General features: G+C 69.1%; 11 protein-coding genes. All 11 read right to left on the bottom strand.

Features of this window, described 5'->3' with window-relative positions:
* Window positions 1-3 precede the first annotated feature (3 nt).
* A complete protein-coding gene (gene ftsW / locus H0264_RS16530) occupies window positions 4-1,542 on the bottom strand; it encodes a putative lipid II flippase FtsW (RefSeq protein ID WP_181584786.1) in 1,539 nt (512 codons plus the stop codon).
* Complete coding sequence (murD, locus tag H0264_RS16525; protein ID WP_181584785.1) at window positions 1,539-2,984, bottom strand: UDP-N-acetylmuramoyl-L-alanine--D-glutamate ligase; 1,446 nt, start codon at window positions 2,982-2,984, stop codon at window positions 1,539-1,541. The genes ftsW and murD overlap by 4 nt, the downstream gene beginning before the upstream one ends.
* A 49-nt stretch (window positions 2,985-3,033) precedes the next feature.
* The gene (gene mraY, locus H0264_RS16520; protein WP_181584784.1) at window positions 3,034-4,110 is read right to left on the bottom strand and encodes a phospho-N-acetylmuramoyl-pentapeptide-transferase; all 1,077 of its coding nucleotides are present in this window, start codon (window positions 4,108-4,110) and stop codon (window positions 3,034-3,036) included.
* Window positions 4,107-5,615 carry a UDP-N-acetylmuramoyl-tripeptide--D-alanyl-D-alanine ligase gene (locus H0264_RS16515; RefSeq protein WP_181584783.1) on the bottom strand — a complete coding sequence of 503 codons (1,509 nt, stop codon included), beginning with the start codon at window positions 5,613-5,615 and terminating at the stop codon, window positions 4,107-4,109. The genes mraY and H0264_RS16515 overlap by 4 nt, the downstream gene beginning before the upstream one ends.
* On the bottom strand, window positions 5,612-7,360 hold the full coding sequence (locus H0264_RS16510; protein ID WP_181584782.1) for a Mur ligase family protein: 1,749 nt from the start codon (window positions 7,358-7,360) through the stop codon (window positions 5,612-5,614). Before H0264_RS16510 ends, H0264_RS16515 begins: the two co-directional genes overlap by 4 nt.
* A gap of 153 nt (window positions 7,361-7,513) precedes the next feature.
* Entirely contained in the window at window positions 7,514-9,454 is a 1,941-nt protein-coding gene (locus H0264_RS16505) for a peptidoglycan D,D-transpeptidase FtsI family protein (RefSeq protein ID WP_181584781.1), read from the bottom strand.
* 582 nt (window positions 9,455-10,036) lie between these two features.
* The gene (ftsL, locus tag H0264_RS39030) at window positions 10,037-11,017 is read right to left on the bottom strand and encodes a cell division protein FtsL (protein ID WP_276313999.1); all 981 of its coding nucleotides are present in this window, start codon (window positions 11,015-11,017) and stop codon (window positions 10,037-10,039) included.
* Window positions 11,018-11,072: 55 nt separating this feature from the next.
* Window positions 11,073-12,050 carry a 16S rRNA (cytosine(1402)-N(4))-methyltransferase RsmH gene (gene rsmH / locus H0264_RS16495; protein WP_181584780.1) on the bottom strand — a complete coding sequence of 326 codons (978 nt, stop codon included), beginning with the start codon at window positions 12,048-12,050 and terminating at the stop codon, window positions 11,073-11,075.
* A gap of 211 nt (window positions 12,051-12,261) precedes the next feature.
* Window positions 12,262-12,693, bottom strand: coding sequence for a division/cell wall cluster transcriptional repressor MraZ (gene mraZ / locus H0264_RS16490; protein ID WP_181585600.1), 432 nt, complete (start codon window positions 12,691-12,693; stop codon window positions 12,262-12,264).
* A 457-nt stretch (window positions 12,694-13,150) separates the two neighbouring features.
* Window positions 13,151-13,576: a DUF3040 domain-containing protein gene (locus H0264_RS16485; RefSeq protein WP_181584779.1), complete on the bottom strand. Its 426-nt coding sequence runs from the start codon at window positions 13,574-13,576 to the stop codon at window positions 13,151-13,153.
* 126 nt (window positions 13,577-13,702) lie between these two features.
* Entirely contained in the window at window positions 13,703-14,143 is a 441-nt protein-coding gene (locus H0264_RS16480; protein WP_231086583.1) for an SAV_6107 family HEPN domain-containing protein, read from the bottom strand.
* Window positions 14,144-14,186 lie beyond the last annotated feature (43 nt).

Genomic DNA, 14,186 nt, shown 5'->3' with positions numbered 1-14,186 from the left:
ATGTCACCTCGAATCGCCCCGTTCTCTCGCATGCTTCATCGGATAGCTGGGTTCCCAGGCGCGGGTGCTGCGCCACGATTCGGTGGAGCGGCTGCTGCGCCTGGCCGACGCTGAATCTATCGATCGCCGCGCTGGTGCGTCGGAGCCGCCCCGGCCCGCTTTGGCCGGGGGCAGCGACCGTCGTGCACCATTCTGCCGCGAGGCCTTGCCGTTGGCGGATTTCGCGGCCGACCGCTTGCGTGCGGCCTGCGCCCGGCCCGGTGAGTACATCTCCGGTTTGGGCAGTCGCAGCATGCGGCTGACCCGGCCGTCACGACCCGCGTGCAGGGCCGCCACCGCCTCCGGTTCGTGCCGGGCGGCATTGGCGACGATGCCGAACATGAGCAGGGTGATGGCCAGCGACGAACCACCCGCCGACACCAGCGGCAGCTGCAGGCCGGTCACCGGCAGCAGACCCACCACATAGCCGACATTGATGAGCGCCTGGCCGGTGATCCACGTGGTGGCCGAGGCGGTCAGCAGCCGCAGGAACGGGTCGACCGACCGGGTCGCGATGCGCAGGCCGGTGTACACGAACAGCGCGAAAAGCCCCAGCACCAGCGCACATCCGAGAAACCCTAGTTCCTCGCCGATGATCGCGAAGATGAAATCGTTGTGTGCGTTCGGCAGGTAGCTCCACTTGGCGCGCGACTGGCCCAGCCCGCGGCCCCAGATGCCGCCGTCGGCAAGCGAATACAGCGCCTGCCGGGACTGGTAGCCGATGCCCTGCGGATCCTCGCCCGGATTGAAGAACGCGCGCATGCGGTCGGAGCGATAGCCCGCCGACAGCGCCAGAATGGCCGCCGCCACCGCGCCCGACACCGCGATGGTGACGAACATGCGCAGCGGCAGCCCGCCGAACCACAGCAGCGAGGACAGCACGATGCCCAGTGCGATGGTGGTGGACAGGTTGGGCTCGAGCACGACCAGGAAGCAGACGATCAGACCCGCGGGCACCAGCGGCATGAGAATGTCGCGGTACCCGGCCTTCTCGGCCTGCCGCGAGGCCAGCAGATGCGAACCCCACACCACCAGGGTCACTTTCACGATCTCCGACGGCTGCACCGAGATGACGCCGAGGTCGAACCAGCGCCGCGAACCCTGCACCTCCGAACCGATGCCCGGAATGAGCACCAGCACCAGCGCGATCACCGACAGCACGAACACCGGGAACGACAGCTGCCGCATCAGCCGCAGCGGGATCCGCAGCGCGATGTAGAACAGCACCGCGCCGAACATGGCCATCAGCGCCTGCTGGATGAACAGCTTGTAGGCGGACTGGCCGTCGGCATAGGACTCGACGCTGGAGGCCGAGAGCACCATGACCAGCCCGAGCACGGTGAGCAGCACCGCGATGGTGACCACGAGATGGAACGAGGCCAGCGGGCGGGCCAGCCACGCGGCGAACCATTCGGCGCCCGCCCGGCGCTGCGACCCGGACCCGGCCGCCGGCTTCCCCGTCTGCCGGGGAGCCTGCGTCCCGGCGCGCCGCGGCGCCGTCATTCCGTTCTCCCGATGTCCTTTTCGTCCAGGGCCTGCACCGCCGCCGCGAAACTACGCCCGCGATGGGTGTAGTCCGCGAACATATCGAGCGAGGCGGCGGCCGGGGCCAGCAGCACGGTGTCGCCGCGGTGCGCGAAGCCGGCGGCCACGCGGACCGCCCTCGCCATCACCGCGTCGGGCTCGATTTCGGAGGTGAAGGGGTCACCCATTCCTTGATCGTCCCCCGAAGACAGCTCCACGACCGGGACATCCGGCGCGTGTCGCGCCAGTGCGGCGGCGATCACGGGCGCGTCGACGCCGAAAACCACGGCGGCGACCAGATGCTCGCGAACCTCTTCGACCAGATCCTCGACGCTCGCACCCTTGAGCTGACCACCGGCCACCCAGATCACATTGGGGTGCGCCAGGATCGAGGAACGGGCCGCGTGCGGGTTGGTGGCCTTGGAGTCGTCGATGAATTCGACGCCCAGCAGCTCGCGCACATGGGCCGCGCGATGCGGGCCCACCTTGTGCTCCTGGAGCCCTTCCTTCACGAATTGCGGGGCCACATCGATGGATCGGGTGAGTGCGGCCGCCGCGAGCGCGTCGGCCACACCGGCCGGGCCCTGCGGGCTGATATCGCCGACCTCGGCCAGAATGGCGGCCTTGGTGAAGGCGCGGTCCAGCAGCTTGCCGTCCACCACGCCGAGTTCGCCGTCGGCGGGGACGCCGATGCGGAAGCCGACGGTGCGGCGCGCCTTGGACTTTCGCGCCAGCGCCGACGCCACGGCGTCGTCGAGTCCGACCACGCCGACCCGGCCGGTGAGCGCCCGCGCCTTGGCGGCGGCGTAGGCGTCGAGCCCGCCGTGCCAATCCAGGTGATCCTCGGCCACATTCAGCACCACGCCCGCCTCGGGGCGCACCGACGGAGCCCAATGCAGTTGGAACGACGAGAGTTCCACCGCCAGGATCTGCGGACCCGGATTGCGGCGCAGCGCGTCCAGGATCGGCAGGCCGATGTTTCCGCAAGCCACGGAGGGGATTCCGGCCGCGCGCAGAATCGAGTGCGTCATCTGCGTGGTGGTGGTCTTGCCGTTCGTGCCGGTGATCACCAGCCACTTGCGGACCGGCCCGTAGATGCGCGCCTGATCCACCCACCACGCGAACTCGACGTCACCCCACACCGGAATGCCTTCGGTCACAGCCGAAGCCAGCACCGGCGAGTCCGGCCGCCAGCCCGGGCTGGTGATCACCAGCGCGAAGCGTTGCAGCGCTTCGGGTTCCAGCAGATCCGCGGAAGTGGCTGTGTCCAAGCCGAGTTCGGCGGCCTCGGCCATCGCCTTGGCGCCGGCGTCGGTGACCACCGGGCGGGCGCCGATGTCCTTGAGCGGCTCGATCAGCGAGCGCCCGGACACCCCCCAACCGGCGACCAGGACGTCACGTCCACGCAGGAATTCCAACATGGGGCCCGGCGAACGCAGGACCCTCGGAGAATGTTCGACCATCGCCCAATCACCCGACCGCAGAAAGGTATTCGCTGTAGAACAGGCCCAGCCCGATTGCCGAGGCCATACCGGCCAGCAACCAGAACCGTATGATCACCGTCGTTTCGGCCCAGCCACTCAATTCGAAGTGATGGTGGAACGGGGCCATCTTGAACAATCGGTTCCGCGTGGTGCGGAACACCGCCACCTGCAGCACCACCGACGCCGCCTCGGCCACGAACAGCGCGCCGATCACGATCATCAGCAGTTCGGTGTGCGTGGTGATGGACAGGCCCGCCAGCAGACCGCCCAGCGCCAGCGAACCGGTGTCACCCATGAAGATCTTGGCGGGCGCGGCGTTCCACCACAGGAAGCCGATGCAGGCCGCGCCCCCGGCGGCGCACACCAGCGCCAGATCCAGCGGATCGCGCACGTTGTAGCAGCCGGCCTCCGGGTGCGTGGCGCAGGCGTTGCGCCACTGCCAGAAGGTGATGATCATGTACGCGCCCAGCACCAGGCTCATGGAACCGGCCGCCAGCCCGTCCAGGCCGTCGGTGAGGTTCACCGCGTTCGACCACGCCACCACCACGACGCACACGAACGCGATGAAGATGATCACGCCCATGGAGATGGTGGAGATGTCGCGGGTGTAGGACAGGCTGCGGCTGGCCGGGGTCAATCCGTCCTTGGACCGGAATTGCAGTGCCAGCACGGCGAACACGACGGCCGAGGACAGCTGGCCGATGTACTTGCCCGCCGCGGTGAGCCCCAGGTTGCGCTGCTTGCGCAGTTTGATCATGTCGTCGAGGAAGCCGACGAAACCGAGCGCGGTGGCCAGGCCCATGACCAGCAGACCGGACGCGGACGGGCCGGGCTCGCCGTAGGTCATCGAGATCAGGTGCGAGCCCAGGTAACCCGCCCACATGCCGACCAGGATGGCGACGCCGCCCATGGTCGGGGTGCCGCGCTTGGCGCGGTGGCTCTCCGGGCCCTCGGTCCGGATCTCCTGGCCGAAGCCCTGTTTGGCGAAGTAGGAGATCACCACGGGGGTGAGCAGAATCGAGACGGCCAGCGCGATGGCGGCCGAGAGCAGAATCTGTGTCATCGAGCGGCCTCCTCGGCGGCACCGGTCAGGTGCTCGGCGACAGCCCAGAGCCCCACGGACTTGGACGCTTTCACCAGCACCACATCGCCGGGTGCGAGTTCCTGATCCAGCAAGGCGATGGCCGAGGAGATATCCGGAACATGGATGGCCTCCTCACCCCACGAGCCCTCCTGCACCGCGCCCTGGAACATGGCGCGCACCGGACGGCCCGCGCCGACGACCACGAGCTGATCCACATCCAGGCGCACCACCAGGCGGCCGATGCGATCGTGCTCGAGCACGGATTCCTCACCCAGCTCGCCCATTTCGCCGAGCACCGCCCAGCTGCGGCGATGAACCGACACCGGGCTCTGCCCATCAGCGCCTCCGGCGCGCGCCATGGTGACCAGCGCCTTGAGCGCCGCACGCACCGAATCCGGGTTGGCGTTGTAGGAGTCGTTGACGACGGTGACGCCATCGGCGCGCGTGCGCACATCCATGCGGCGGGCCGACACGGCGGACGCGCCGGACAGCGCCTGCGCGACGGTGGCGAGATCCGCCCCCTGATCGAGGGCCACGGCCGCGGCCGAGAGCGCATTGCCGACCTGGTGCTCACCGTGCACGGCCAGCCGGATGTCGACGCTCTCGCCCCTGTGGTACAGCGTGAATCGCGCCCGCGCCTGCTCGTCGAGGCTGACGTCGGTGGCGCGCACATCGGCGTTCGAGTTGAGGCCGACGGTCACCACGCGGGCCCGCGTGCGCTGCGCCATCTTGGCGACCAGGTGATCGTCGAGATTGAGCACGGCCAGGCCGGTCGGCGGAAGCGCTTCCACCAGTTCGCCTTTGGTCTGCGCGATGACCTCCTGGGTGCCGAACTCGCCGAGGTGCGCGGTGCCGACATTCAGCACGACGCCGACACTGGGCGGGGCGATCTCGGTGAGCGCCTTGATATGTCCCGGTCCGCGCGCGGACAGCTCCAGTACCAGGAATCGGGTGTCGGCATCGGCGCGCAGGGCCGTCCACGGATGCCCGAGTTCGTTGTTGAACGAACCCGGCGGCGCCACAACCTCTCCCAGCGGGGCGAGGACGGCTGCCAGCAGGTCCTTGGTGGAGGTCTTGCCGGAGGATCCGGTCACGCCGACCACGGTGAGCCCACCGGCCGCGACGAGCCGATCCACGCTCACCCGAGCGAGTTTCGCCAGCGCGTCCAGCACGGCCGCGCCGGAGCCGTCGGCATCGTGGGCCAGCGCGATCGCGCGGCTGGCGTGCGGGCGCGGCGCGACCACGACGGCCGGAACGCCCACGGGCCGCGCGGCCAGCACCGCGACAGCGCCCTTGTCGACAGCGCCCGCGGCGAACTCGTGGCCGTCCACGCGCTCGCCCGGCAGCGCCAGGAACAGGTCACCCGAATCGACACGGCGCGAATCGAATTCGACCGTCCCGGTGACCTTCGCCTCGGGGTCGGGAACATCGTGGAGCGTGCCGCCCACGATGTCCGCGATCTCCCGCAGAGTCATCTCGATCATGAGTGCGTCAGGTCCCTCGTCTTCCGCGACAGAGCCGCCGCGAGCACCTCGCGGTCGTCGAACGGATGCTTCACTCCCGAAATCTCCTGCCCTGTCTCATGTCCCTTGCCCGCGACCAGCACCACGTCCCCGGGCCGGGCCCAGTCGACTGCGGTCTCGATCGCGGTTGCCCGGTCCCCTACCTCCCGGACCTCTGCGCGTTCCGCGTCCGGAACCTGTTCGGCTCCCGCGTGAACCGCGGCGCGGATGGCCGCCGGGTCCTCGCTGCGCGGATTGTCGTCGGTGATGATCAGCAGGTCCGCGCCGCGTGCCCCGGCCGCACCCATCAACGGGCGCTTCCCGGCATCGCGATCACCACCCGCGCCGACCACCACAGCCAGACGCCCCTCCCCTTGTTCGGCGATCAGCGTACGCAGTGTGGCGACAACCGATTCGATCGCCGCCGGTTTGTGCGCGTAATCCACCACGGCCAGGAAATCCTGGCCCCGATCCACCCGCTGCATGCGGCCGGGTACGTCGACCTCGGCCAGTGCCGCGGCGGCAGTGACGATATCGGCCCCGGCCGCGGCGCAGATCGCCAGCGCCAGCAGGCCGTTCGCGATGTTGTAGGCGCCCGGAAGCCGCAGGCGCGCTTCGAGATTCACACCCGGCCCGGAGACGGCGAACACCTGGGTGCCGCCGGGGCCCGCGGTGGCGGGCTCGGCCCTCCAGTCGGCGGTGACGCCGGGACGCGTCGCCACGGTCGTCAGGCGCGGGCTCGCGCCGGCCCCCGGCGCGGCCACGGAGGCCCCGGAATCGGCTGCGGCACCGCCGGATTCGCCGACCGGATGATCGGCCGGGAGCGCGGCGGTGACGCCGGGCACGGCCGCGGCGAGGTCATCGGCCACCTCCGCGGCGAGGCGGCGGCCCCATTCGTCGTCCACGCAGATGATCGAGGTGCGCGCCGCGACCGAGGGCCGCGCGGACGCGGCGGTCTGCGGGCCGTCCGGCACGAACAGGCGGCGCTTGGCGGCGAAGTAGTCCTCGAAGTCGCTGTGGAAGTCGAGGTGGTCCTGGGACAGGTTGGTGAATGCGCCGACATCGAAGCGCACGCCGTCCACGCGGCCCAGCGCCAGAGCGTGGCTGGAGACCTCCATGACGACGGCGTCCACGCCCTGCTCGACCATGACGGCGAACATGGCGTGCAGCTGCGGGGCCTCGGGGGTGGTCAGCGCCGAGGGCACGCGCGCGCCGCCGATGCGGGTTTCGATGGTGCCGATGAGGGCGGTGCGCAAGCCGCTCGCGGCCAGACCGGCTTCCACCAGATACGAAGTGGTGGTTTTGCCCGAAGTGCCGGTGATGCCGACAATGCGGAGTTTGCGAGAGGGATCACCGTAAAGGGCCGACGACAACTCGCCGAGCACCGTGCGAGGCGCGTCGTGCACCAGCACCGGAACGCCGATCTCGCCAATGATCTCCACGCCCGCCGGATCGGTGAAGATCGCGACCGCGCCCCGCCGCACCGCATCGTGCGCGAACCGTGCGCCGTGCGCGTGCGCACCCGCGAGTCCGGCGAAAAGGTCACCCGGCAGAACGGCGTTCGAGCGCTGCTCGATGCCGGTGACATGGATCGTGTCGAGGTCCGCTGCCGCAGCCGCCGGGCTCGCACCCGTCAACTCTGCCACCGTGCGCAGGGCGGTCGCCGGGTTCGCGGCGGGCCGGAGCACCTGCTGGTCGGACTGCGCGGGCACGAAGCTCCTCTCCATGACTTGATCGGCTATGGAAATCCGGGCAGACGACCCGGATCGACGAATGAGGTTACCTGTGTTCGATCGCCGTGCGATCGGCACGGCGCAGTTCCATCACCCGCCGGTCCGCACGCCCGGGGCGGTGCACATCACGTTCACTGCCATCCCGCTCTAACTCGCCTGCAGAACCAGAGGTTTGGCGGGCGGCGACGGCGGCACCCGATCGCGCTGCAGCGCCCACGAGGCGATGCTGTGGAACAGCGGCGCGGCCGACCCGCCGCCGCTGCCGTCAGAGCTGCGCACCGGGTTGTCCAGCATCATGCCGATCACGTACCGCGGATTGTCGGCGGGCGCGATGCCCGCGAACGTGATCCAGTAGCTGTCGGTCGAATAGCAGCGGCAGGACGGGTCGATCTTCTGCGCGGTCCCGGTCTTGCCCGCCACCTGATATCCGCTGATGGCGGCCTGCGGACCGGTGCCGAACTGATCACCGCCGTTCGGGTCCTTCTGCACCACCGCCTGGAACATCTGCCGCAGCGACTGCGCCGTCTGCGCGCTCACCACGCGAATGCCGTCGGGCTGCTGCTGCTCCTTGCGGGAGCCGTCCGCGCCGATCTCGGCCTTCACCACACGCGGCGGAATCCGCACGCCGTCATTGGCGATGGCCTGGTACATGGCGGTCATCTGCAGGGTCGTCATCGAAAGACCCTGTCCGATGGGCAGGTTCGCGAAGGTCGAGCCGGACCACTGGTCGCGCGCGGGCACCACGCCCGCACTCTCACCCGGCAGACCGACGCCCGTGCGCTGCCCCAGCCCGAACTTCTTGAGCATGTCGAAGTAGCGGTCCTCGCCGATGCGCTGCGCCAGCATCAGCGTGCCCACGTTCGAGGACTTGCCGAAAACGCCGGTGGTGGTGAACGGCACCGTCCCGTGCGGCCACGCGTCGTTGACGGTGACACCGCCCATGAACGTATTGCCCGGCACCTGCAGTACCTCGTCCGGCGTGGTCAGCCCGTATTCGATCGCCGCCGCCGCGGTGACGATCTTGTTCACCGAGCCCGGCTCGAACACCTCGCTCACCGACGGGTTGCCGAGATTCGCCTCGCTCCAATGTTCCGGGCCCAGTTTGGGATTGAACGTATTGTCGTTGGCCATGGCGAGCACCTGTCCGGTGTGCGCGTCCAGCACCACCGCCGACGCACTGCGCGCCCCCGACATCTCCTTGGCCTGCTGCACCTGCTGCTGCACGTAGTACTGCAGATCCGAATCGATGGTCAGCTCGACCGAATTGCCGTTCGCGGCGGTCTGCCGATCCCGTTCACTGCCCGGGATCACCGCCCCGTCGGACCCACGATCGTAGGTGTAGGACCCGTCGGTGCCCGCGAGCACCGAGTCCATGGCCGCCTCCAGCCCGACCGCACCGTGCCCGTCCCACCCGACCGTGCCGATCACATTGGCCGCGAGCGACCCACCCGGGTTGTCCCGCAGGTCCTGGGCTTCCGCCCCCACCTCGGGGAACTTCTTCCGAATCTCGTTGGCGATCCGCGGATCCACCTTGAACGCCAAGTACACGAACGGTTCGTCACTGCGTAGCTTGGCCAGCAGATCCTTCTCCGGCCCGACCGCGTCCCCCAGCTTCTCGTGCATGAACTTCGCGATGGCCTGCAACCGATCGTCCGGCTCCGGCGCGGTATTCGGCGTCTTCTCGTGCGCCTCGGTCAACGCCTTGCGCACCTGCACCGGCTGGAAATTCAACTTCTGCGCCGGCGTGGTGAACGCCAGCAGTTTCCCGAACCGATCCGTGATCGCCCCCCGCACCGCCGGATCCTGCTCCGTCATGGTGCGCTGCTTGGCCGCATCCGCCGACAGCCGAGGCGCATTGATCGTCTGAATCCACAGCAACTGCGCCGCCGCCAACAGCAGCGCCACCAACATCACAACCCGTCCCACCCCGAACCGGAACCGCATGGCCCCGTTCAGCCCCGCGGCCCGCGGTCTGGCCCGCGTCACGGGCGCCGGTCCCGGCCGCCCGGCCCCGGACCGGCCGGCGGTCGCCCGCCCACCACCGGACCGCCCGCGCCCCGCACCTTGTCGCTCACGCCCGAAACCCATACGCCCCCGCCCGGTTTCACCCCGGTTCGACCCACCACGACCCGATCCACCGCGCACAGACCCGCCACCGCCGGCCACAGCGTCACCCCCGGCCTTCGCCGAGGCCGCCCGGGCCTCCGCCGAAACCAACCGCCCCGCAACCACAACCGGCAACAGCCGAGCCGAAGTACGTCGATCGCCGTCCCGCCGATCGGTGATTCAGACCGAATCTGCCTCCACCACAGCGCGAACCGCGATATTCACCACGGTCAGCCAGGCATGGATCCATGTCCCCACGGTCCGGCGAGGTCCCGGCCACGCCGGGGCGCGGAGTACCGCCGTCTCGGCCGAAAGGCACACTGCGCCAACCGAGGCAGGCTTCACCCAGCCCGAATTCACCACTGCTGGACCGGGCATCGCTGGGGGCCGGAGCAGGTTCGGTGGTACCGCCCGGCAGCCGGTGTCCGGCCGCCAACCGATGCAGGCGGATTCGCGACATGTCACTTGCGTATTCGCTCCCGCCGGGGCGTAGGCGCCCGCTTCCTCGGCTGGAAACCGCACTCTGCCAGCCGAGATCGCGGGTGTGCGCCGCGCGGAGCGGCCTCATTGGGCCGGTCCGTTCGGCGCGTCCTGCGGCGCCGGGGCCTGGTCTTGCGGGACAGCCTGCGGGGCCTCGGACTGCGGGGCGGGCGCCACGTTCGGTCGACCCGCGTACTGCTGCGCAGGGTTCTGGCCCGCGGGGTTCGGCTGTGCCGGGTCCTGCCCGGCCGGGTTCGGCTGGGCGGGGTTGTCGGCCGCCGGGTTCTGCTGAGCGCCGTTCTGCGCGGGCGGGTTCTGCTGGCCCGCCGGGTTCTGGACCTGGTTCTGGGCGGCGGGGTTCGGCTGGCCGCCGTCCTGGGCTGCCGGGTTCTGGGCGGCCTGGTTCTGGCCCGCCGGGTTCTGCACCGCCGGGTTCTGTTGGCCTTGAGCGCCGTTCGGGTTCTGGGCCGTGGTCGGCGGCGTGACGGGGAGGACGCGCTCGCCCTGGGCCTGCGCCAGCTGGGGCGGGGCCGAGGAGGGGGCGGGCGGGGTGGTGTTGAGGGGCGCGGCCGGGGAGCCCTGGGCGGGCTGAGGTTTGCCGACCACGGTGACCGAGCCGTCCGGGCCCACGACCAGGCGGGCGGGGTCCTTGGCGGGGATCATGCCGAGTTCGGCTGCGCGCTGGGCCAGTTCGGGGGCCGAGTCGGCGGCTTCCACCTCGCGCTGGAGGGCGGCCTTCTCGTCGATCAGCTTCTGGTTGGCGGCGCGGGCGCGGCCGAGTTCGTAGCTGTCCTCGGTGGCATGGGTGGTGAGGAGCAGGGTGAGGGCCAGGCCGCAGCCGAGCAGGGCGATGATGCCCGCGACGAACGACATGCGGCCGCGGGGCAGCGGCTGGCCGGTCCGGCGCAGCACGGGGGGTAGGTCGGCGCGGCCTTCCTCACGGCTGCGGCGGCGGGCGTAGGCCCGTTGCGCGGCACCGGATTTGACCTTCTCCGCCGCCTTGACGCGACGTCCCCCACGATCTTCCTTCGGCTTCGGTGTGCGGGCCGGGGTGCGGATTGTCATAGGGCGGCCCCGGGCTCGCGCCTCCCCGCACCGTGACTCCGGATTCGACCGCCCATTACGTGACCTCCCCTGCGATCCGTTCCGCCGCCCGCATCCGCACGGGGGCGGCCCGCGGATTGTCCTCGATCTCCTGCTCCGTGGCCTTCTCCGCGCCGCGGGTCAGAATCTTGAATTCCGGCCCCATCCCAGGCAATTCGACCGGCAGGTCCAACGGGGTGCGCGACGCCGAACGCTGCGCGAACTCCGCCTTCACCACCCGGTCCTCCAGCGACTGGTAGCTCATGACCACGATCCGGCCACCCACCGCGAGCGCGTCCAGCGCCGCCGGCAGGGCCGCTTCGAGCGATTCCAGCTCCCGGTTCACCTCGACCCGCAGCGCTTGGAAAGTCCGCTTGGCCGGATGTCCGCCGGTGCGCCGCGCCGCCGCCGGAATGGTGTCGTACAGCAGCTCCACCAGCTGCGCGCTCGTCGTGAACGGCGTCTTCGCCCGCCGGCGGATCACCTCGGAGGCGATCTTGCCCGCGAAGCGTTCCTCCCCATAGGTTTTCAGCACCCGGGCCAGATCACCGTGGGCATAGGTATTGAGCACATCGGCCGCGGTCGGCCCGGTGCTGGAGTCCATCCGCATATCGAGCGGCGCGTCGACAGAGTAGGCGAACCCGCGGTCGGCCTCGTCCAACTGCATGGAGGACACGCCGAGATCCATGAGAATGGCGTGCACGGAACCGGTGGACGACAGCCCGGCCTCTTCGAGCGCCGCCGGAATCCCGTCATACCTGGTGTGCACCAGCGTGATTCGATCCTCGAACGGCGCTAGTCGCTCACCCGCCAGCTTCAGCGCATTGGTGTCGCGATCGAGCCCGACGAGCCGAATGTTGGGATAGGTCTGCAGGAAGTACTCGGCATGGCCACCGAGCCCGAGTGTGCAGTCCAGATAGACCGCGCCATCGGAATGCAATGCGGGACCGAGGATTTCGTCTGCACGATGGAGGAGAACCGGAACATGGCGGGGGCCGTCACTGCTCTGGTGCACCTCGACCTCCCGGAACTTGCCTCACATTCGTTCGCACGGCCTCAGATGGGTCGCTTGCGATTCGGACTTTCACTGAGCGCGGTACGTGAGTGCCTCAGTGTCGGTGGGCCAATGCCCCAGGGTCTCTGACCGAAGCACGGCACCTGGCGTTGGGGAAGTACGTCAGGGTCCGCGTCGGGCAGAGGCCGCAGGGCACTCGCCTCGCTCAGGGCTAGAAGATTCCGCCCAGCGACTCGTCTCTGGCCTGCGAGTAATCCTCCTCGTGCTCGGCGAGGTAGGTATCCCACGCCGTCTTGTCCCAAATTTCGAGAAAGTCGACCGAGCCGATCACTACGCAATCCTTGGAGAGGTTGGCGTAGCGGCGGTGTTCGGCCGACAACATGATCCGGCCCTGTGCGTCCGGACGTTGTTCATCGCTGGAAGCCGCGAGGGCCCGGACGAATGCGCGGGCCTGCGGGTTGCTCCGTGACGCGGCCGCAGCTCGCCGCGCGAGCGCGGTGAACTCGTCCTTGGGGTACACGGCAAGGCTGTGGTCCTGTCCCTTCGTGACCATCAACCCTCCCGCCAGCTCGTCCCGGAACTTCGCAGGCAACGTGAGTCGCCCTTTGTCGTCCAGCCGAGGGGTATAGGTACCGAGGAACAACGCTCCCGACACCTCCTACTGGATCACCCTCTCGACTGTCGGCCTCCTGTAGTGCGCGCTCCACATTACCCCACTTTCCCCCACTTTCAATCGAAAGCGGCGGTGATCTCGGTCCCCGCTTGGCGAACTTCGCAGGTCACACCAGCTATCACGACGGTGGGGAACTTTCGCCGCAGATGGCCGACACGCGCGACGCGCGACGCCGGGGATCCGGAAACAATCAGCAAACCCGCAGATAGCACCCATTTCCGGCGCGCGTGGGGGATGGTGGGGAACCCTCGTGGGGGAAGGTGGGGAGGTCCGGAAAACCGCGACACGCCGTACGAAGACCTACGAGAAACGCCGTGACGCCACACCTCAAATCGGTGTGGCGTCACGGCGTGTCGCGCTGTATCGAGTTAGCCGACCATGATCGGTCACCGTGCCGCACCGCAAGCCGGCCGCACGGCGGAACGGACTAGCCGTCCTGTTCGAACCGTCGGCGGAATCGGTCCTCCATGCGGGAGGAGAAACCACCGGGCTTGCGCTGCTTGCCCCGGCTCGCACCGGGACCGCCGCCCTGCGACGGATGCCCCTCGTTACCGCGAGCACCCTGGGCGCCCATCTTGGGGCCACCCATCAGCAACAGCACACCAGCGCCGAACATGACGATGAATCCGATCAGACTGATGATCGGGAACCCGCCCGGCTTCACCGGAGCGGCAATGCCTGCCACCAATAGGAACAGGCCGAGGACGAACAGAGCGGCCGATTGAAGTCTGCGTCGGCCAGTGGCAGAACGTAACCGTCCACCCCGGACAGTCGAGGCGAACTTCGGATCCTCAGCATAGAGCGCGCTCTCGATCTGTTCGAGCATGCGCTGCTCGTGCTCGGAGAGTGGCACGGTACCTCCCCCGGCACTAGGTAAGTGGCAGTCGCCTCCGGGTAGGCGACAGATAGCCGACCTTGGCGGCTGTCTGCCACCAATAATACGAGTTCGATCTGTGCGCGACCACCTACTCGCCGATACTCAGGCCAGCATTCCAGCAACCCACCCTGTGCTGGGACGTTGCCGGACCGTCGCGGCCAGCAGATCCTCCACGTCATGCAGGAATGCTCCTACCCGCGAAGCGAACTCGTCGGCGCGTTGATCATCGACCGGACGGGGCAATCCGGCCTCCAGCGCCGCGCGCGTCTCGGACTGCGCGCTGAAGTAGTCGGCCCACATCACGAATTCCGGTGCGGCGCGCTGCATCAGCACCCAGGCATTGCGGGACCGCGCCCGGGGTGCGCGATCCAGTCCGGTCAGGGCCAGCACCGCGCCCGCGCCGCGCAGGGCCGCCAGGTAGGCCGTGCGGAAACGCTCGGCCGGGTCCTTCTCCCCTGCCGCCTGCATGAGCAGACCATCGGCGCGCCGTAGTAGTTCACCGGCCCGTCCGGGATGGCCCGGACGTTCAGTTTTACCGGTCATCGGGTACCTCCCCACTCGCATACCCCCGATTCACCAGGCACTT

The sequence above is a fragment of the Nocardia huaxiensis genome (assembly GCF_013744875.1).
GTDB lineage: Bacteria > Actinomycetota > Actinomycetes > Mycobacteriales > Mycobacteriaceae > Nocardia > Nocardia huaxiensis.
The sequence above is the reverse complement of the archived record's forward strand: the minus strand, read 5'-3'. Positions and strand labels throughout refer to the sequence as shown.